At 64.3% G+C, this 17,178-nt stretch carries 15 protein-coding genes; 8 read left to right on the plus strand and 7 right to left on the minus strand.

Annotated features, from left to right (window positions below; all coding sequences use genetic code 11):
• The first annotated feature begins 19 nt into the window (after positions 1-19).
• The 8 genes from NKH13_RS12850 to NKH13_RS12885 all read left to right on the plus strand — a co-directional run bounded on the left by NKH13_RS12850 (position 20) and on the right by NKH13_RS12885 (position 10,364).
• Positions 20-820, plus strand: a complete 801-nt coding sequence (locus tag NKH13_RS12850) for a 3-methyl-2-oxobutanoate hydroxymethyltransferase (protein ID WP_352912672.1) — start codon at positions 20-22, stop codon at positions 818-820.
• Between the two features lie 225 nt (positions 821-1,045).
• Positions 1,046-2,488 carry a DHA2 family efflux MFS transporter permease subunit gene (locus NKH13_RS12855; protein WP_352912673.1) on the plus strand — a complete coding sequence of 481 codons (1,443 nt, stop codon included), beginning with the start codon at positions 1,046-1,048 and terminating at the stop codon, positions 2,486-2,488.
• Positions 2,489-2,768: 280 nt separating this feature from the next.
• Positions 2,769-3,755 (plus strand): ABC transporter permease, encoded by a 987-nt coding sequence (locus NKH13_RS12860; RefSeq protein ID WP_352716998.1) that lies wholly within the window; start codon positions 2,769-2,771, stop codon positions 3,753-3,755.
• A gap of 59 nt (positions 3,756-3,814) precedes the next feature.
• Entirely contained in the window at positions 3,815-4,840 is a 1,026-nt protein-coding gene (locus NKH13_RS12865) for a sugar ABC transporter substrate-binding protein (RefSeq protein ID WP_023721271.1), read from the plus strand.
• Positions 4,841-4,923: 83 nt separating this feature from the next.
• On the plus strand, positions 4,924-7,047 hold the full coding sequence (locus NKH13_RS12870; protein WP_352912674.1) for an ABC transporter permease: 2,124 nt from the start codon (positions 4,924-4,926) through the stop codon (positions 7,045-7,047).
• A complete protein-coding gene (locus tag NKH13_RS12875) occupies positions 7,044-8,102 on the plus strand; it encodes an SMP-30/gluconolactonase/LRE family protein (protein WP_352912675.1) in 1,059 nt (352 codons plus the stop codon). Before NKH13_RS12870 ends, NKH13_RS12875 begins: the two co-directional genes overlap by 4 nt.
• A complete protein-coding gene (locus NKH13_RS12880) occupies positions 8,102-9,598 on the plus strand; it encodes a sugar ABC transporter ATP-binding protein (RefSeq protein WP_352912676.1) in 1,497 nt (498 codons plus the stop codon). Before NKH13_RS12875 ends, NKH13_RS12880 begins: the two co-directional genes overlap by 1 nt.
• Before the next feature lie 358 nt (positions 9,599-9,956).
• Positions 9,957-10,364, plus strand: coding sequence for a carboxymuconolactone decarboxylase family protein (locus tag NKH13_RS12885; RefSeq protein WP_352465276.1), 408 nt, complete (start codon positions 9,957-9,959; stop codon positions 10,362-10,364).
• 45 nt (positions 10,365-10,409) lie between these two features.
• On the opposite strand, the gene NKH13_RS12890 is transcribed toward NKH13_RS12885, so the two are convergent.
• The 7 genes from NKH13_RS12890 to NKH13_RS12920 all read right to left on the minus strand — a co-directional run bounded on the left by NKH13_RS12890 (position 10,410) and on the right by NKH13_RS12920 (position 17,167).
• Entirely contained in the window at positions 10,410-11,297 is an 888-nt protein-coding gene (locus NKH13_RS12890) for an amidohydrolase family protein (protein ID WP_352912677.1), read from the minus strand.
• Positions 11,297-12,415, minus strand: a complete 1,119-nt coding sequence (locus NKH13_RS12895) for a vWA domain-containing protein (RefSeq protein ID WP_352912678.1) — start codon at positions 12,413-12,415, stop codon at positions 11,297-11,299. Before NKH13_RS12895 ends, NKH13_RS12890 begins: the two co-directional genes overlap by 1 nt.
• 146 nt (positions 12,416-12,561) lie before the next feature.
• Positions 12,562-13,443 (minus strand): AAA family ATPase, encoded by an 882-nt coding sequence (locus NKH13_RS12900; protein WP_352912679.1) that lies wholly within the window; start codon positions 13,441-13,443, stop codon positions 12,562-12,564.
• 9 nt (positions 13,444-13,452) lie between these two features.
• Positions 13,453-14,457, minus strand: a complete 1,005-nt coding sequence (locus tag NKH13_RS12905; protein ID WP_352912680.1) for a xanthine dehydrogenase family protein molybdopterin-binding subunit — start codon at positions 14,455-14,457, stop codon at positions 13,453-13,455.
• A gap of 1 nt (position 14,458) precedes the next feature.
• Positions 14,459-15,826 (minus strand): xanthine dehydrogenase family protein molybdopterin-binding subunit, encoded by a 1,368-nt coding sequence (locus NKH13_RS12910; RefSeq protein ID WP_352716985.1) that lies wholly within the window; start codon positions 15,824-15,826, stop codon positions 14,459-14,461.
• Between the two features lie 14 nt (positions 15,827-15,840).
• On the minus strand, positions 15,841-16,323 hold the full coding sequence (locus tag NKH13_RS12915; protein WP_352716983.1) for a (2Fe-2S)-binding protein: 483 nt from the start codon (positions 16,321-16,323) through the stop codon (positions 15,841-15,843).
• A 49-nt stretch (positions 16,324-16,372) separates the two neighbouring features.
• Positions 16,373-17,167 (minus strand): FAD binding domain-containing protein, encoded by a 795-nt coding sequence (locus NKH13_RS12920; protein WP_352912681.1) that lies wholly within the window; start codon positions 17,165-17,167, stop codon positions 16,373-16,375.
• Positions 17,168-17,178 lie beyond the last annotated feature (11 nt).

A 17,178-nucleotide genomic window follows, 5' to 3' on the forward strand; every position in this document is an offset into this window, starting at 1 on the left:
GCAAAGGGGACCATAATCCATGAGCCGGAAAAGACCGACCGTCGCAGACCTGCGTGCCATGAAGGGCAAGCGGCAGCTGACGATGCTGCGCGTGCTGACGATGGACGAGGCCGAGGCCGCCGAACGCGCCGGCGTCGACATCGTCTCGGTGCCGCCGGAGCTGGTGCTCAATCCGCAATACCGCGATGCGGCACCCAGCCTGTTCACCATGCCGGGCGAGAATTTCTTCGAGATCGGCACGGCCGACGATTTCGTCCGCTGGGCGTTCCGGCTCTACAAGGCCAGCGCCGATGCGGTCTATTGCAGCGCCGGCTATGCCACCATCAAGCGGATGGCCGACGACGCCATTCCGGTGATCGGCCATGTCGGCCTCATCCCGTCACGTGCCACCTGGACCGGCGGCTTCAAGGCCGTCGGCAAGACCGCCGATACCGCCATGCAGGTGTTCGAGGCGGTGAAGCAACTGGAGGCTGCCGGTGCGATCGGCGCCGAGATCGAAGTGGTGCCGGTCGAGGTGGCCAAGGCGATTTCGGAACGCACTTCGCTGATCATGTTGTCGATGGGGGCGGGCACCGGCTGCGATGCGCAATACCTGTTCGCCGACGACATCCTCGGCCAGAACCGTGGCCACATGCCGCGCCATTCCAAGGTCTATCGCAATTTCGCCGCCGAATACGATCGCCTGCAGGCCGAACGCATCGCCGCCTTTTCCGAATATGTCGCCGATGTGAACAGCCTGGCCTATCCCGAAGACAGGCACGTCGTGCACATGGACCCGGACCAGCTTGGTCTGTTCCTGGAAAAGATCGAAGCCGCATGAGACACGCCGGCAACAGCGCGAAGCGCCATCGCGGATCGTAAAAGGCCGGTTCGGCGGCAGGGCCAGGTCATCGCGTAGCCGGCTGCGATGCTACACGAAAGTTTGTTGGTCCATGTCTGGACGGCACCGGCCAGATGCTGTTGAAACCGGTGCGTCATCGGTTTGCCTGACAATTGTGCGGTTGCCGATGGAGCGGGTGAAAATTCCCTTCGGATAGTTCTGCGCATGACCGCCATTTCCGAAAACGAAGCCTTGCCCGAAACCGCGACGGCGGCGCGGCAAGCCCGGCGGGTGGCGCTGATCATCGCCGTCGCCTTCTTCATGCAGCTTCTGGATTCGACCATCATCTCGACCTCGCTGCCGCAGATGGGAGAATCCTTCGGCGTGCCGGCGGTGGCGATGAGTATCGGCATAACCGTCTATATGCTGACCATGGCGGTGTTCGTGCCGCTGTCCGGCTGGCTCGCGGACCGTTTCGGCGCGCGCAACATCTTCCTTGTGGCGATTGCCCTGTTTACGTTGGCCTCGCTCGTTTGCGGCGTCTCGCAGAACCTGGCCGAGTTCGTTGCCGCGCGCGCGGTGCAGGGTCTGGGCAGCGCGCTGATGACGCCGGTCGGCCGCATCCTGGTGCTGCGCAATGCGCCGAAATCCGAGCTTCTCAACGCCACGGCGCTGATCACCTGGCCGGCGCTGTTTGCGCCGGTGGTCGGGCCAGTGCTTGGCGGCTTCATCACCACCTATCTCTCCTGGCACTGGAATTTCTTCATCAACATTCCGCTTGGGCTTGCTGGTTTGGCGCTGGTCGCCCGCTACATTCCCGGCGACCGCGAAGCCGGAGCCAAGCCGCTCGACTGGCCCGGCTTCCTGCTGACCTCGGTGGGGCTCGCCGCGATGCTCTACGGCCTCGAGCGCATCGCACATCCGCAAGAGGGTGTGTTGCCGACCGTGGCACTGCTCGGCACGGGCATTTTGGTCGGCTGGCTTGCGGTGCGGCATCTGCGACGCGCCAACCATCCTCTGCTCGATCTCACAGCTTTCAAGGTGCAGACCTTTGCCATCTCGACGCTGTCGGCCGGCACGATTTTCCGGATCGCCATCAACGCCACGCCATTTCTGCTGCCGCTTTTGTTCCAGGTCGGCTTCGGCCTGAGCCCGGTCGATGCGGGCATGATGATCCTGGCCTATTTTCTCGGTAATCTCGGCATGAAGGCGGTGACGACGCCGACGCTGAGGCGCTTCGGCTTCCGTTCGGTGCTGATCGTCAACGGGGTGATCGCCTCTTTGTCGATCGTGGCCTGCGCGGCGCTTTCGCCGGAGACGCCGCAAGCATTGGTGGTGATGCTGATGCTGATCGCCGGCCTTTCGCGTTCGATGCAGTTCACCGCGCTCAACACGCTGGCTTTCGCCGATGTGGCCTCACAGCAGCGCAGCTCGGCGGCGACGTTGTCCAGCATGCTGCAGCAGGTGGCGATGCTGTTCGGCGTAGCGGTCGCGGCGGCGTTGCTCAACCTGTCGCAGATAGCCAGGGGCGTGGCGGCGCTTGATCTCGTCGACTTCCGCCTTGCCTTCCTGGTGATCGGCGCAATCGGGCTCGTCGCCTCGTTTCGCTTTCTGGCGTTGCCGAAGGCCGCCGGCGCCGAGGTCTCGGGCCATGTTTTGCGGATTTGATGCAGGACCTGCGCGGCGAGCGCGGACATAAATTCTGCCTGCTCCGCTCGCCCTGAAGCGAACCTTCGCCAGCGGTTCGATCAGCGCGATCAATTGCAAAAGTGCTTGAGTTCCAGGCATTGCGCCAGCCTCGCCAATCGGTGCGTCCAACCGCAGAATTTCCTCGCAAGCCGGCCTGCAATGCACGGATTCATTTGACGAATTGGTCTTGAGCCGATTAGCTTTCGTTCCGATGGCCGCAGAGGGAGCAGGGCGTAGCCATCGCGGGTGAAAGCGGGCAATGAACGCGACCGGCTGGCTGAACTGGAGAAGCCTGAACCAGGAGGGCATTGTCTTTGCCATCGCGGTTGTGCTGTTCATTGCCGCCGCGATCGGACTGCCCGGGTTTATCAACTCGAACAATCTCGTTGCCATCGTACGCTCGGTCTCGGTGCTGGGCATATTGGCGCTCGGCATGGCGGTCGTCATAATAGGCAGAGGCATCGACCTGTCGGCGGTGGCGATCATGGCGATGTCGGTCGCCTGGTATCTGCAACTGCTGAATTCGGGAACATCCGACGGGCTGGCCTTCGCCTATGTGCTCGCCGGCGTTCTCGCAATCGGGCTGTTGAACGGAATCCTGGTCGCCTACGCCGAGGTTCCGGCGATCTTCGTGACGCTGGCGACTGCGTCCTTCGTCTTCGGCTATGTGCGTTCACAACTGATCACGCAGGACGCCGTGCCGGTGCCGCCCGGCCATTGGGTCGAGCTTCTGGGCGGGCTGCGCCTCCTCGACATTCCGGTCGAGGTGTTTGTCTTCGCCGGGCTAGCTTTCGCCTTCTTCCTGTTCCTGCGCTACACCAAATGGGGCCGCTACGTCTATTTCGCCGGCGACAACCCGGTCGCCGCGCGCAATATCGGCATTCCAGTGCGCCCGATGCTGGTGCTGCGCTACGTGCTGTCGGCCCTGGTCTCGCTGGTGGCCGGCTTGCTCACTGCGGCCAGCCTGCATTCGATCAACACCCGCATCGTCAATTCCACGCTGCTCTACGACATCGTGCTGGTGGCGGTGATCGGCGGCATCGGTCTGTCGGGCGGGCGGGGCGGGGTGCGCAACGTGCTGGTGGGTGCCGCGTTGATCGGCATCCTGCTCAACGCGATGACCATCATCGACATTCCGCTGCTCTATCAGAACCTGATCAAGGCCGCGATCCTGCTGGCGGCGATCATCGTCGATGGGTTCATCAATCCGCGCGACGAGCAGACCGCGCAGCAAGGCGACATCTAGACTGACGCGAACGGTTGGGGCCGGCCGCGAACGACAACGACCAAACCAGAGGATGTGACATGAAAATCATCAGGACGTTTATGGCCGCCGCGGCAGCGCTTGCCGTCTCCGCCTTCGTGGCGCCAAGCTTCGCCGCCGAAGATCCGGGTCCGGGCGCCTATTCGCAAGCGCTGAAGGGCAAGCGTGTGATGCTGGTGCCGATGGCGATGGGCTTCGACCTGGCACAGGGCTGGGCGCATTACCTGAAGACGGAGGTCGAGGCCTGGGGCGGCGTGTTCGAGACACGTGACCCGAACTGGGTGGTCGATGCCGGCGCGCAGGCGATCACCGACGCAATCTCGTCGGACACCAGGCCGGACGTGCTGATCATCCATTCGCCGGACCTCAACTCCTATGCCAAGCTGATGAAGAAGGCGCAGGCTGCCGGCACCTATGTCCTGCTGGTCGACAATCCGGCGAACTTCCCGGCCGATGCCTTTGTCGGCAGCGACTGGGATCGGCTCGGCCAGCTGGAAGCCGAAGCGGCGATCAAGGGTTGTGGGCCGAATTCTTCCAAGAAGATCGGGCTGGTGCAGGGCGACCAGGCCAACTCGTCGAGCCTCTACCAGTATGCCGGCATCATGAAGGTGCTGGACAAGAACCCCGACTTCAAGGTCGTGGCCAAGCCGGACTCCAACTGGGATGCGACGACCTCGCGCAACGTGACGACGACGATGCTGCAGCAGAACCCCGACATCTGCGCCATTATCGATTTCTGGGACGGCGACGCGACCGGCGCATCTGCTGCGATCCGCGATGCCAAGCTCGAGGGCAAGGTGTTCCTGGTCACCACCGGTGGCGGCGAGAAAACCGCCGACTGCGACAAGCTGCAGGACGGCACCTATGGCGCGGTGGTGATGACCGACCTTGCCCGCCAGTCGGGTGACATGAACGCCGTCATAAAGTTCCTGTTGCAGAGTGGCCAGCCAGCCGGCACCTCGCACACCTACATCTACACGCTGGAGAAGGCGACGACCAAGGCCGACCTCAAGCCGGACAGCTGCTGGGACTTGAAAGCACTGCAAGCCCAAGCTGCGGCCAAGTAAACCGCGGGTCCGTTGCAAGCATCGACGAGGTGGCCGGACCTGGTTCGGCCGCCTCTTTCTCTCTTGAGTGGCAGCAGCAACCGATGTCCTTTCGCGAACGCCTCCAGTCCTGGCGCTACAATCTCGTGCCCGACCATCTCGTCGGCGAGATACTGAGCAAACGCTGGACCGACAATGCCATTCCGTTCCTGGCGCTGGTGGCGACGCTCGGCGTGTTCGGTTCGATCATCCCCGGCTTCTTCAAGCCGATGTCGCTGCAGGAATCGACCCGCCAGCTCGGCGAGTTCTCGCTGGTCGTCACCGGCATGACGGTGGTCATGCTTGGCGGCGGCATCGACCTTTCGGTCGGCTCGATCTTCGCGCTGTCCTGCTTTTCCGCCGTGTTCGTCTTTTTCATCCTCGAACAATCGGTATGGCTGGCGCTGGCCGCCTCGATCGCCACCGGGCTGCTGTTCGGCGCGATCAATGGCTATCTGATCGGCTATTTCAGGCTGCGCGCTTTCCTGACGACACTGGTCACCTTCATCTTCGGGCGGGCGCTGTTCGACATATTGGTCACCACCTATGCCGCCGACGTCCAGCTTTCCGATGCCACATCGGATGTGCTGGACTTCATCGGCGACGATACCTTCTGGGGCCTCTCGGTTGCGGTGTGGGCGGCGATAATCCTGGCCGTCATTACCCATGTCGCGCTGACGCGCTCGCGGCCCGGCTGGCATGTGCAGGCGGTGGGCGGGTCGCGGCGATCGGCTCACAATGCCGGCATCCGCGTGCGCCGCACCGTCTTCATGACCTATGTGTTCTCCGGCTTCTGCGCCTCGCTCGGCGGCTTCCTCATCGCCTGCCGGCTGAGCGGGGCAGGGCCGGGCACAGGCCTCAACCTCGAGGTCATGGCACTGACAGCGGCGGTCGTCGGCGGCGTCAGCTTGGGCGGCGGCCGCGGCTCGGTGATCAAGGGGCTGATGGGCGCGATCATCGTGCTGACCATGACCAACGGGCTGATCCGGCTGGGCTATGGCACCGGCACCAACCAGATGGTGCTGGGTATCATGCTGGCCGTCGCCGTCACCATCGACATTCGCTGGCTGAAGAACCGCCACAAGGTTCTGGACGAGGTCTATGTCGCACCGGTTTATTTGAAGATGGGCGCAACGCAGTCGGCCGCACCGGGCTTGGGCACCCCTTACGAACTCGACAACCGGCTATCTGAGGCCGACCATATCGGGCTCGGCGAGCTGGAAGGGCCGGAAGACGTCATCCTCGACCGCGACGACCATCTCTATTGCGGCACGAGGCATGGCGAGATCGTCCGTTTCTTCGCGCCGGACTACAAACGCTCGGAGGTCTTTGCCCATATAGGCGGCTTTCCGCTCGGCCTGGCCTTTGACAAAACAGGCAATCTGATCAGCTGCGTCGGCGCCATGGGCCTCTATTCGGTCTCGCCGGACCGGGAGGTGAGGCGGCTCTCGGCGGAAACGTCGCGCTCCTGGACTTCGATCGTCGACGATGCGCGGCTACGCGATCCCAATGACTGTGACATCGCGCCGGACGGCCGCATCTACTTCACCGATTCCACCAAGCGCTATGACGCGCACGATTGGGCGCTGGACTCGATCGAGAACCGCGCCACCGGGCGGCTGCTCGTCTATGACCCAAAGGACGGTTCGACCAAGACATTGCTCGACGGCTACCGCTATACCAACGGCGTGTGCATGGCGCATGACGGCAAGTCGCTGTTCTTCGCCGAAAGCTGGGCCTGCCGCGTGCACCGCTACTGGCTGGAAGGGCCGAAATCAGGCACCGCCGAATGCGTCATCCGCGACATGCCGGGCTACCCCGACAACATCAACCGTGCCTCCGACGGCAACTACTGGATGGCCTGGCTCGGCATGCGCACGCCGAGCTTCGACCTGTCGCTGCGGCATCCCGACATGCGCAAGCGCATGACGCGGCGGCTGCCGCAGGACGAATGGCTGTTCCCCAACATCAACACCGGCGGTGTGGTGAAATTCAACGAGAAGGGCGGCATCGTCGAAGCGATGGGCGACCTGTCTGGCGCCGCGCATCCGATGGTGACTTCGATGCGCGAGCACAAGGGTTTTCTGTTCGTCGGCGGTATCCTCAACAACCGGATCGGCCGCTACCGGATTGCCGGCGCGGACCCGAACTGGACCAGCCCTGCTTCCTATTGGGGAGCGAAGCCATGATGCTGGATCCTATCCTCGACATCTTTCGCGGCAAGGCGGTGACCATCCCGCCGCTGGACGGTGCCTTCAGGCCGAATACGCTGCTGGACGATGCTCCGGCTTTTGCTGAACTGCCGGAGCCTGACAATCTGCTGATCGCTGGCGGCCGGCTGCTGGCCTCCAGCGGCAATGCCGTCTACGCGGTCACCGCCGGCGCCGTGCCAACGATGGTCGAGACATTTCCGGCCGCAGTCACCGCGCTCGCGCGCTCGCCCGCCGGCGAACTGACGGTCGGGCTCGAAAGCGGCAGGTTGTTGATTGCAGGCAAGGAGGCCGCCCTACCGGCCGGGATCCGCTGCATAACAGCACTCGCCTACGCAGAAGATGGCACGCTTTGGCTGGCCAATGGCTCGGCCGAACACGCGCCCTCGCAATGGGCCGCCGATCTGATGAAGAAGGGTGCGTCGGGTTCGCTGTGGAAGCGCGATCCGGCAGGCAGCGAATTCCGCAAGGTCGCCGGTGATATCGCCTTTCCCTATGGGCTGCATCCAACCGGCAAGGATGTGTTGGTCAGCGAGAGCTGGCGGCACCAACTTGTCCGCTTCGACGGCGCGACAGGCAGCCACTCGACGGTGCTGGCGCATCTGCCCGGCTATCCCTCGCGCCTGTCGACTGCCGCCGAAGGTGGCGCCTGGCTGACGTTGTTTGCGCCCCGCAACCGGCTGATCGAATTCGTGCTGCAGGAAACGCACTATCGGAACGACATGCTGGCGCAAGTGCCGCCGCAGCACTGGATCGCGCCGGCGCTCGCCTCCAACCGCAGCTTCCTCGAGCCGCTGCAATGTGGCGGCATCCGCACCATGGGCATCCACAAGCCATGGTCGCCGAGCCGCTCCTACGGGCTGGTGGTCAGGCTCGATCGGGAGATGCGGCCGCAGTATAGCCTGCACAGCCGCGCCAACGGCACGCGTCATGGCATTTGCAGCGTGGCGGAGAAAGACAGTCGCCTGTTCATTGCCTCGAAAGGCGGCGATTGCCTGCTGGCCGTCGATCTGGCACCAAAAGGGCATCGCTGATGGAACCGATCGTCCGCCTGGAGAACGTGACCAAGACCTATCGCGGCGTGCCCGCGGTGAAGAATGTCAGCTTCGAGCTGCGCAAGGGCGAGATCCACGCGCTGCTCGGCGAGAATGGCGCGGGGAAATCGACGCTGACCAAGATCATCGCCGGCGTCGTCGATGCGACATCGGGAAAGATGTTCCACAAGGGGCAGGAGATCGCCTACGCCTCGCCGCACGCTGCCCTTGAAGCCGGCATCGCCATGGTGTTCCAGGAGACCAGCCTGGTGCCGTCGATGACGGTGGCGCAGAACCTCTATCTCGGCACCGAGAGCTTTCTCAACCGGCTGCGCGGCACCTACATCTCGGCGCAGCAGTTCCTGCAGTCGTTGAACTTTCCGGTCGACCCGAACGCCATGGTGGCGACGCTGGGCGCGGCCAAGCGGCAGATGGTCGAGATCGCTCGCGCCGTCCACCACAATGCCGAGATCATCATCTTCGACGAGCCGACGGCGACGCTGACGCCGGAGGAAAAGCGGCACTTCTTCGCACTGATCCGCCGGCTCAAGGCAAGGGGTGTGTCGATCGTCTTCATCAGCCATGCGCTCGAAGAGGCGCTCGATATCGCCGACCGCATCACCATCCTGCGCGACGGCGAACTGGTGATCACCGACGATACCGCCGCTTTCGATCGCGACAGGATCGTCGCCGCCATGGTCGGGCGCACGCTGTCGGGGCAGCTCTATAGCCAGCGCGACGAGGCCAGGCTGCGCAGGGCCGGCAAGAAGGTACTGTCGGTGCAGGACATCTCGATGAGCAATGTCGTGCGCAACAATTCCTTCTCGATCTTCGAGGGCCAGATCACCGGCGTCTTCGGGCTGATCGGTTCGGGCCGCACCGAGACGTTCAAGATCGTCTCCGGCATCTACAAGCGCGACTTCCTGCGCGGCGGCACCGTCGAGCTGGACGACCGGCCGGTGCGCTACCTCGTGCCCAGCGAGGCGGTGGCGGACGGCATCGTCTATGTCACCGAAGACCGCAAGAGCGAGGGGATTTTCGAGACGATGGACGTTGCCGCGAACCTGTTCGGCGGCTTCCTGGCGGCTGGACGGGAAAAGGGCTGGGTGATCAATGCGCAAGAGATGCGGGCGCTGTCGGCCGAATGGACGAAGACGCTGAACGTCAAGGCGATCAACGACAATGCCCGGGTGGTCGAACTTTCCGGAGGCAATCAGCAGAAGGTGGTGATTGGCAAGGGGCTGGTGCAGAAACCGCGCATCGTCATCTTCGACGAGCCGACGCGCGGCGTCGATGTCGGCGCGATCGCCGAAATCCACCAGATCATCAACCGGCTGGCCGACGAGGGCCTGGCCGTCGTCGTCATCTCGTCCTACCTGCCGGAGATCATGAACCTGTCCGACCGCATCCTGGTCTGCCGGCAAGGCCGCATCGTCGAGGAGTTCTCGCCGGCCGAGGCGACGGAGGAGAAGATCATGTATGCGGCGGTTCACTAGGGCGATGCGTACTTCGACAATTGGCCGTGTCGCCAGTCCATTCGTCATCCTGGGGCGAAGCAAGGAGCGCAGCGACGCGGCGCAGACCCCAGGATCCATGCCGCGACCACAGAGCGCGGCCGCGGTGCGGAATTCTGCTCCGCTGCACCCTTCGGCTGAGGTCACGGCATGGATCCCAGGGTCTCCGCGACGTCGCTTCGCTCCTGCTCCGCCCAGGGATGACGATGTTGAGGGGCTGTGCATGTCCAAGGTTCTGGGCCGGCCCGCAAAAACTGAATCACCCGAGCAAGTTAGCCGCATTCGCTACCAAGCCGATTCAACGACCTCTCTCATCGATTCAAACAAAAGGAGCCTGCCCATGGCCACCACAAGACTGCTGACCGATGCCGAGGTCGAGGCGATTCCCGCCGTGAAGGCCGTGTTCGACGACATCCGCGCGACGCGCAAATCCGACTTCGTCAACAATTTCTGGCGCGGGCTGGCCAATGATCCGGTCTCGCTGAAGCGGGTGTGGGAGCAGCTCAAGGCGGTGATGGTCGCTGACAGCGCCATCGACCCGCTGACCAAGGAGATGATCTACATCGCCGTCTCCACAGCCAATGGCTGCTCCTATTGCGTCCACTCGCACACCGCGGCAGCGCGGGCCAAAGGCATGACCGACGCGCAGCATGGCGAGCTGGTGTCGATCATCGGACTGGCGGGGCAGACCAACCAGATGGTCACGGCGATGCAGATCCCGGTCGATCCGGAGTTCGAGGTGAGGTGAGGGGCGGGGCGCCTTCCCTTCTCCCACAGGGGGAGAAGGGATGCGCTACGCCGGCCGATATACCTTCTCCGCCGTGTTCCAGAAGATATCCGCCTCTGCAGCCGCGCCGTGCTTCGCCACCGCTTCCCGGTGCGCCCTGATCAGCTCGACGTGGCTGGTCCACAGCTTCTCGATCGGGAAGTTCGAGCCGAACATCAAATGGTCGCTGCCGAGGATGTCGATGGCGGCGTCGACGATATAGCTGATCAGCGCCGGGTCGTTGCGGTGGACGAAGGTGCCGAGGCCGGACAGCTTTGCATAGAGGTTTGGTGCCGCTGACAGCGTGCGCAGGCCGGTCTTCCACGCCTCGGTGGTCTCCGGTTCCATGTCGGTCAGCATGCCGGCATGGGTGAGAACGAAATTCGTCTCGGGGTTCTCGCCGACAAGCGTCAGCCCATCCTTCATCTGGGCGGGGAAAAGCTGCAGGTCGAAGGACAGGCCGTAATCCTTCAGCCGGGCGACATTGGCCCGCACCTTCGGATCGATGACCTGATCGGCCGAGGCGGCGAAGCGGAAGGCCGGCGTTTGGTGCCAGTGCAGCTGCATACGCACGCCGCGCAACAGCGGATATTTTTTCAGCCGGTCGATCTGGGGACGCACATCGTCCACCGTCATGTCGGCATAGCCGACGATGGCGTGCGGCCAACCGGTTTCTTCCGCGGTCTTCTGCAGGAAAGCGACCTCTTTTTCGAAATCTTCCTTGGCCCAGTTGGTCTGGACATAGACCGCCTTCTCGACGCCCGAGCCTTGCTGGTCCGCGAGGAATTCCTCGATCGGATAATCGCGGCGGATCGGCTCGTAAGGGCCAAAGATGCGTGGCACCATCGGTCCGACGAGCCAGGGCTGGTCCTTTTGGCGCCAGATGTGGAAATGCGCGTCGATCGCCTTCCGCATCACAAAACCCTTTTCCAGATTGCCGCGGCCGCCGGAGCTGGGCGGGCGAGCGACAGGATGAACTCGCTGAGACCGGCGATAGAGGAGCCATCGACCAGATCGTCGAGCACCGGCAGGATGGCGCGGAGCGCTGCCGTGACCGGGCGGAAGCGTGGATCGCCGGCCAGCGGCGTCGCCAGCGAAAGCCGAAAGGCGCGGGCGCTCAGCCGGCGCATCGCCATTTCCAGCTCGGCATGGTCGCCGCGCTCCAGCGCGTCCGACAGGATGACGATCGCCGCCCCGCGTGCAAAGGCGGAGAAGCGCGGCACCGATAGAAACGCGAGCAGCGTCGGCCCCATGCGGGTTCCGCCGTCCCAGTCGTCGACCTGGGCAGCGGCGCGGGCCAGCGCCTGGTCGCGGTCGCGAATGCGCAGCGCCGAGGTGATACGGGTCAGCCGTGTGCCGAAGGTGAAGACCTCCGCCCGGTCGGCGCCTTGCACCGCCGCATGCGCCAGCTTGAGATAGTCCGATGTGTAGAGCTTCATCGAGCCGGACACGTCGATCAGGATGAGAAGCTTGCGCGGTACTGTCTGCCGCCGGCGCAGCAGCGGCGAGGGGATATCGCCGTCGGCACTGACGATTTCGCGCAGCGAGCGGCGCAGGTCGAGCTTGCCGCGCGCATGCGTGAGCACGGTGCGGAAGGAGCGGCGGGCGGGCAAAGCGGTGGCGAGCTTGCGGCGGAAGGCGGCAAGCCCGTCGCTATCGCGGCTGAATTCGCGGACGCTCAACTGTTCGCTGGCCGAAGACAGTTCGCCGCCTTGCTCCTGGCGGACCACTTCGCTCTCTTCATCATTAGTGCCGCCGTCATCCTTGATGCGGGTTTGCTCGTCGCTGTCGCCTTCGACCACGGCAGCAGTGCTGCCATAGAAATGGCTCTGAAAATGCGCCTCGAATTCGTCGCGGCGGTCGGGCGGCGGCGCCAGCGTAGCGAGGGCCGCTTCGCGGATGTCGCTCATCGAGCGCGGGCCGAGCAGCGTCACCGCCTGCATGAAACCGGACACCTGCTCGGGCGCCACCGTAAAGCCGTAGCGGCGCAGCAGCCGGCCGAAGCCGAGCAAGGGTGCTGCGGCGCGGGGCAAGCTCTCCTCTCCCCGTTCACGGGGAGAGGATGCCGGCAGGCAGGTGAGGGGCGGCGTCGACGTTCGCGGTTGACGCTGCCCCTCATCCGCCCCTTTGGGGCACCTTCTCCCCGTGAACGGGGAGAAGGGGTCATTGAAGTCGCGCGTCACGCCAGCGCCTCCTCGACAATCTTTCCGAGCTCGGGCGCGATGCAGGAAAGGTCCTCCTCGTCCTTGATCAGCACGCCGATGGCGCGGCGAAACGCTTCCGGCCACGGGCTGCCGCCCTTTTCGAGGATGGTCGCGGCGTTGGCCCATTCGACTGCCTCGGCGATGCCTGGCGGCTTGGCCAGCGGACGCGCGCGGATGTCGCGCACGGCGGAAGCCACGGCGCGCGCCGTGGCCTCGGCGACGTCGCCGGCGCGCAGCATGATGATCTCGGCCTCGCGCTCGGCGCCGGGATAGCTGATCCAGTGGTAGACGCAGCGCCGCCGCAGCGCTTCGGCAAGCTCACGGGTGCGGTTCGAGGTCAGGATGACGATCGGCTGCGCCGTCGCGCGAATGGTGCCGCGCTCGGGAATGCTGATCTGGAAATCGGACAGGAATTCCAAGAGCAGCGCTTCGAATTCATGGTCGGAACGGTCGATCTCGTCGACCAGCAGCACGCGTTTTTCCGGCGCCTTAAGCACCTGCAGCAGCGGCCGCGCGATCAGAAAGCGGTCGTCATAGATGTCGACCTCATGCTCGCCGGCATGGCGGATGGCGAGCAGCTGGCGCTGGTAGTTCCATTCGTAGAGCGCATGTGCTGCGTCGATGCCCTCGTAGCATTGCAGCCGCACCAGGTCGCGCCCGAGTACGTCGGCAATCGCCTTCGCCGCTTCGGTCTTGCCGACGCCGGGCGCGCCTTCGAGCAGCAGCGGCTTACCCAGCCGGATCGCCAGGAAGATGGCGGTGGCCAGGCTTTCATCGGCGAGATAGCGGGAGGCGGCGAGGCGCGACGCCACCGCCTCCGGCGAGGTCGCGACTGTCTCGGCTCTTCTCTTGAGCATTTTCAGCACTCAGTTCGGGGCTTGCGCTTTCAGCGCCCGCAGGATGCGCTCCGGCGTGATCGGCAGCGTGTCGATGCGCACGCCGACGGCGTCGAAGACGGCATTGGCGACCGCCGGGATTTGCGGGTTGGCGCACATTTCGCCTGGCCCCTTGGCGCCATAGGGCCCGTCGGCCGACGGCCGTTCCAGCACGATGATCTCGGTTTGCGCAAGATCGCCCGGTCCCGGCATCAGGTACTGGTTGAAGTCGGTGCCGCCATGATCGCGATTGGGATAATAGGGTTCGGTCGTCTCGTAGAGCGCATGACTGATGCCCATCCACGAGCCGCCGACCAGTTGCTGTTCGACCATTTTCGGATTCAGCGCGCGGCCGATCTCAAAAACGTTCTTCACGGTCAGCACGGTGACTTCGCCGGTCTCATCATCGACCTCGACCTCCGCCACCGTGCAGGCATGGGCATAACAGGTCGACGGCTTCATCGCGCCGGTCTCTTTTTCGGGGTACGAGCGGGGGATGAGGAACATGCCGCGGCCGGAAATCGAGCGGCCGCGCTTGAAATGCGCTGACAGCGCGACATCGAAGATTGAGATCGATCTCTGCGGCGCGCCCTTGACCAGGATGTTACCCTGGCCGTCGGTCTCGAGGTCCGAGGCATTCACTTCCAGCTCCTCGGCCGCCACTTCCAGCATCACCTGGCGGGCTTCCCTGGCCGCCTGGATGACGGCGTTGCCGGCGCGGTGCGTGCCGCGCGAGGCGAAGGTGCCCATGCAGTGCGGGCCGGTGTCGGTGTCGGCGGTGTCGACGACGACGCGGTCGGTCGGCACGCCGATCGTCTCGGCGCAGATCTGCGCCATGATCTGCTTCATGCCCTGGCCGAGATCGACTGATGACAGCGTCACCATGAAATTGCCGGTCGGTGTCGAATGCACCAGCGCCTGCGTCGGGTCGCCGCCGAGGTTCATGCCGGTCGGATAATTGATTGCGGCGACGCCGCGTCCGCGCCTGATCGCCATCTCAAGCTCCCTTCGTGTAGGACGACATGGAGAGGTACTTTTCCGCCACCGGCCAGTTGGCGGCGCGCGAGGCTTCCTGCATGCACTCGATCAGCGCAGCGCCTTCGGTCGGCTGGCGATGCGCCTTCATATCGCCGTCGCGGTAGGCGTTGATGAAGCGGAACTCGAGCGGGTCCATGCCGATCAGCCGGGCGAGCTTGTCCATCTGCACCTCAAGCGCGAAATCGCCAATGGTCACGCCGAAGCCGCGCATGGCGGAGGAGGGCGTGCGGTTGGTGTAGACGCAGTAGGTGTCGATCCAGACATTCGGGATCGTGTAAGGGCCGGGATAGTGGCCGGCGCCCTTCTGTGCGCCATAGGGTGAGTGGCGCGAATAGGCGCCGGCATCGGTATAGCCGGTGACCTTGCGCGCGACGATGCGGCCGTCCTTCATGACGCCGTCCTTGATGACGACCTTTTCCGCTGCGCGCGGCGAGGAGATCTGCATCTCCTCCTCGCGGCTGTAGATGAAGGAGACCGGACGCCCGGTCAGCTTGGCGCCGAGGATGGCGATCGGCTCGACGATGACGTCGACCTTGCCGCCAAAACCGCCGCCGACAGTGCCGCCGACGAAATGCAGCTTGTTGCCTGGCACCTGCAGGATGATCGAGGCATTGTCGAGGGTGAAGAACATCGCCTGCGTGTTGGTGTAGCAGGTGAAGCGGTCGTTGCCCTCTGGCGCGACGATGCAGCCGGTCGTCTCGGTCGGCGCGTGTTCAATCGGCGAGGATTGGTAGGTCTGTTCGAGCACGTGGTCGGCCCCGGCGAAACCGGCCTCGATATCGCCGAAGCGCACCTTGCGGCATTCGCCGCTGTCATAGAGGTAATAATTCTGGCCGTGATATTCGTTCACTATCGGTGCACCGGGCTTCAGCGCTTCCTCCATGTCGAAGACGGCCGGCAGCACCTCGTAATCGACTTTGACCTTGGCCGCCGCTTCCTGCGCGGCACGTTCGGTCTCGGCTAGCACCGCAACCACGGCTTCGCCCTTCCAGCGCACCTTGCCGTCGGCAAGCACCGTCTCGTCTTCCGGCCCGATCTGGATCAGGATCAGGATGGTGTAGACATTGTGCGGCACATCCTTGGCGGTCAGGATTTTCACCACGCCCGGGTGCTTCTCGGCCGCTGATATGTCGATGCTGCGGATGCGGGCATGGTGGTGCGGGCTGCGCACCATCTTCAGGTGCAGCATGCCGGGAAAATTGCGGTCGGCGAAATAGGCGGTCTTGCCGGTGACATGACCGGGTGAATCGGAGCGCGGCCGGGGCTGGCCGATCTCGTGGAGATCGTCCTTGCGCTGGTCGGCGAAATAGCTCTTGCGGAGTTCCATCTCTTTTACTCCCCTCAAGCCGCGTGCTGCGAATTGGACCGTGCGGCAGTCAGCACCGCCTGGATGATCGGCTCGTAGCCGGTGCAGCGGCAGATGTTGCCCGACAGCGCCTCGACCACCTCGTCACGGCTGGGGTTCGGCGTGTGGTCGAGCAGCACCTTGGCGGCCATGATCATACCCGGCGTGCAGAAACCGCATTGCGTGGCGAAAGCGTCGAGGAAAGCGCGTTGCAGCGGATGCAGCACGCCGCCTACCGAAAGCCCTGACGTTGTGGTGATAGTCGCACCGTTGCAGGCCTCTGCCAGCGTCAGGCAGGAGAGCCGGAGTTCGCCATCGATGACGACCGAGCAGGCGCCGCAGGTGCCTTGATGGCAGCCGCCCTTCGGCGAGGTGTCGCCGATCTTGTCGCGCAGCGCATGAAGCAGCGTCGTGCCGCTGTCGATGAATTCGGCCTTTTCGGCACCATTGAGCGTGAACTGAACCGGGACCATTGCCATCTTTTTACTCCTTGCGCCGCGGCCAGGCGGACATCCGCGCCATGGGCTTTCAGGCGAGCAGCAGCCGGCCGAGATGGACCGGCAGGATTTCGTTGCGATACCAGGCGCTGGCGATCGGATCGGTTGGCGGCGAAGTGCCGTCGCGGGCAACAGCCAGTGCCGGTGCGATGCCTTCGCTGGTGAGTTTCCGGCCAATCAAGGCCTTCTCCGCCGCCCTGGCACGGATCGGCCGGTCGGCCATGCAGCCGAGCGCGATCCGCGCTGACGTGACAGTGCCGTCCGGTGCGTGTTCCAGCACCGTGGCGATACTCAGCACCGAGGCGCCCTTTGGCTTGACCCGCGACACTTTCAGGAAGCGAAAGCCGCCTTCCTTCGGAAGCGTGAAGCCGACCGCGGTGACGATTGCGCGATTGTTATCGCGCCTTGCCAGAAAGGTTTCGATCGGCAGCTCGCCGTCGCCGGTGCTGACGGTTGCGTCCAGAGCCAGCAGCGCAACGGTGAAATCGCCGTAAGGCGTCGGCGCGAAAAGATTGCCGCCGACGCTCGCCATATTGCGGATCGCCGGTCCCCCGACGGCGCGCGCGGCGCTGGCCAGCGGAGCGAGATCCGGGTGACGGGCGATCGCCGCCATGGTCACCGAAGCGCCAATGCCGACCGTGCCGCCGGAAATGCGGATGACCGACAGCGCCGGTTCGGTCGACCTGACGAAACCGGAGATCGACACGTAGCCTTCATTGACGGCGCGCACGACCAGCGTGCCGCCACCGAGATAGCGGGTGCCAGCGGCTTTCAGCGCCGCGCCGGCGTCCTTCACCGTCGGGAAAGTCTGCAGTGCAAGCGCCATGGAACGCTCCT

The sequence above is a fragment of the Mesorhizobium sp. M1348 genome, from assembly GCF_040317925.1.
Lineage (GTDB): Bacteria > Pseudomonadota > Alphaproteobacteria > Rhizobiales > Rhizobiaceae > Mesorhizobium.

Excerpts from the sequence above, each read along its gene's own strand:
- NKH13_RS12850 (WP_352912672.1), top strand. The coding sequence starts at position 20 with ATGAGCCGGAAAAGACCGACCGTCGCAGACCTGCGTGCCATGAAGGGC.
- NKH13_RS12855 (WP_352912673.1), top strand. The coding sequence starts at position 1,046 with ATGACCGCCATTTCCGAAAACGAAGCCTTGCCCGAAACCGCGACGGCG.
- NKH13_RS12860 (WP_352716998.1), top strand. The coding sequence starts at position 2,769 with ATGAACGCGACCGGCTGGCTGAACTGGAGAAGCCTGAACCAGGAGGGC.
- NKH13_RS12865 (WP_023721271.1), top strand. The coding sequence starts at position 3,815 with ATGAAAATCATCAGGACGTTTATGGCCGCCGCGGCAGCGCTTGCCGTC.
- NKH13_RS12870 (WP_352912674.1), top strand. The coding sequence starts at position 4,924 with ATGTCCTTTCGCGAACGCCTCCAGTCCTGGCGCTACAATCTCGTGCCC.
- NKH13_RS12875 (WP_352912675.1), top strand. The coding sequence starts at position 7,044 with ATGATGCTGGATCCTATCCTCGACATCTTTCGCGGCAAGGCGGTGACC.
- NKH13_RS12880 (WP_352912676.1), top strand. The coding sequence starts at position 8,102 with ATGGAACCGATCGTCCGCCTGGAGAACGTGACCAAGACCTATCGCGGC.
- NKH13_RS12885 (WP_352465276.1), top strand. The coding sequence starts at position 9,957 with ATGGCCACCACAAGACTGCTGACCGATGCCGAGGTCGAGGCGATTCCC.
- NKH13_RS12890 (WP_352912677.1), bottom strand. The coding sequence starts at position 11,297 with ATGCGGAAGGCGATCGACGCGCATTTCCACATCTGGCGCCAAAAGGAC.
- NKH13_RS12900 (WP_352912679.1), bottom strand. The coding sequence starts at position 13,443 with ATGCTCAAGAGAAGAGCCGAGACAGTCGCGACCTCGCCGGAGGCGGTG.
- NKH13_RS12905 (WP_352912680.1), bottom strand. The coding sequence starts at position 14,457 with ATGGCGATCAGGCGCGGACGCGGCGTCGCCGCAATCAATTATCCGACC.
- NKH13_RS12910 (WP_352716985.1), bottom strand. The coding sequence starts at position 15,826 with ATGGAACTCCGCAAGAGCTATTTCGCCGACCAGCGCAAGGACGATCTC.
- NKH13_RS12915 (WP_352716983.1), bottom strand. The coding sequence starts at position 16,323 with ATGGCAATGGTCCCGGTTCAGTTCACGCTCAATGGTGCCGAAAAGGCC.
- NKH13_RS12920 (WP_352912681.1), bottom strand. The coding sequence starts at position 17,167 with ATGGCGCTTGCACTGCAGACTTTCCCGACGGTGAAGGACGCCGGCGCG.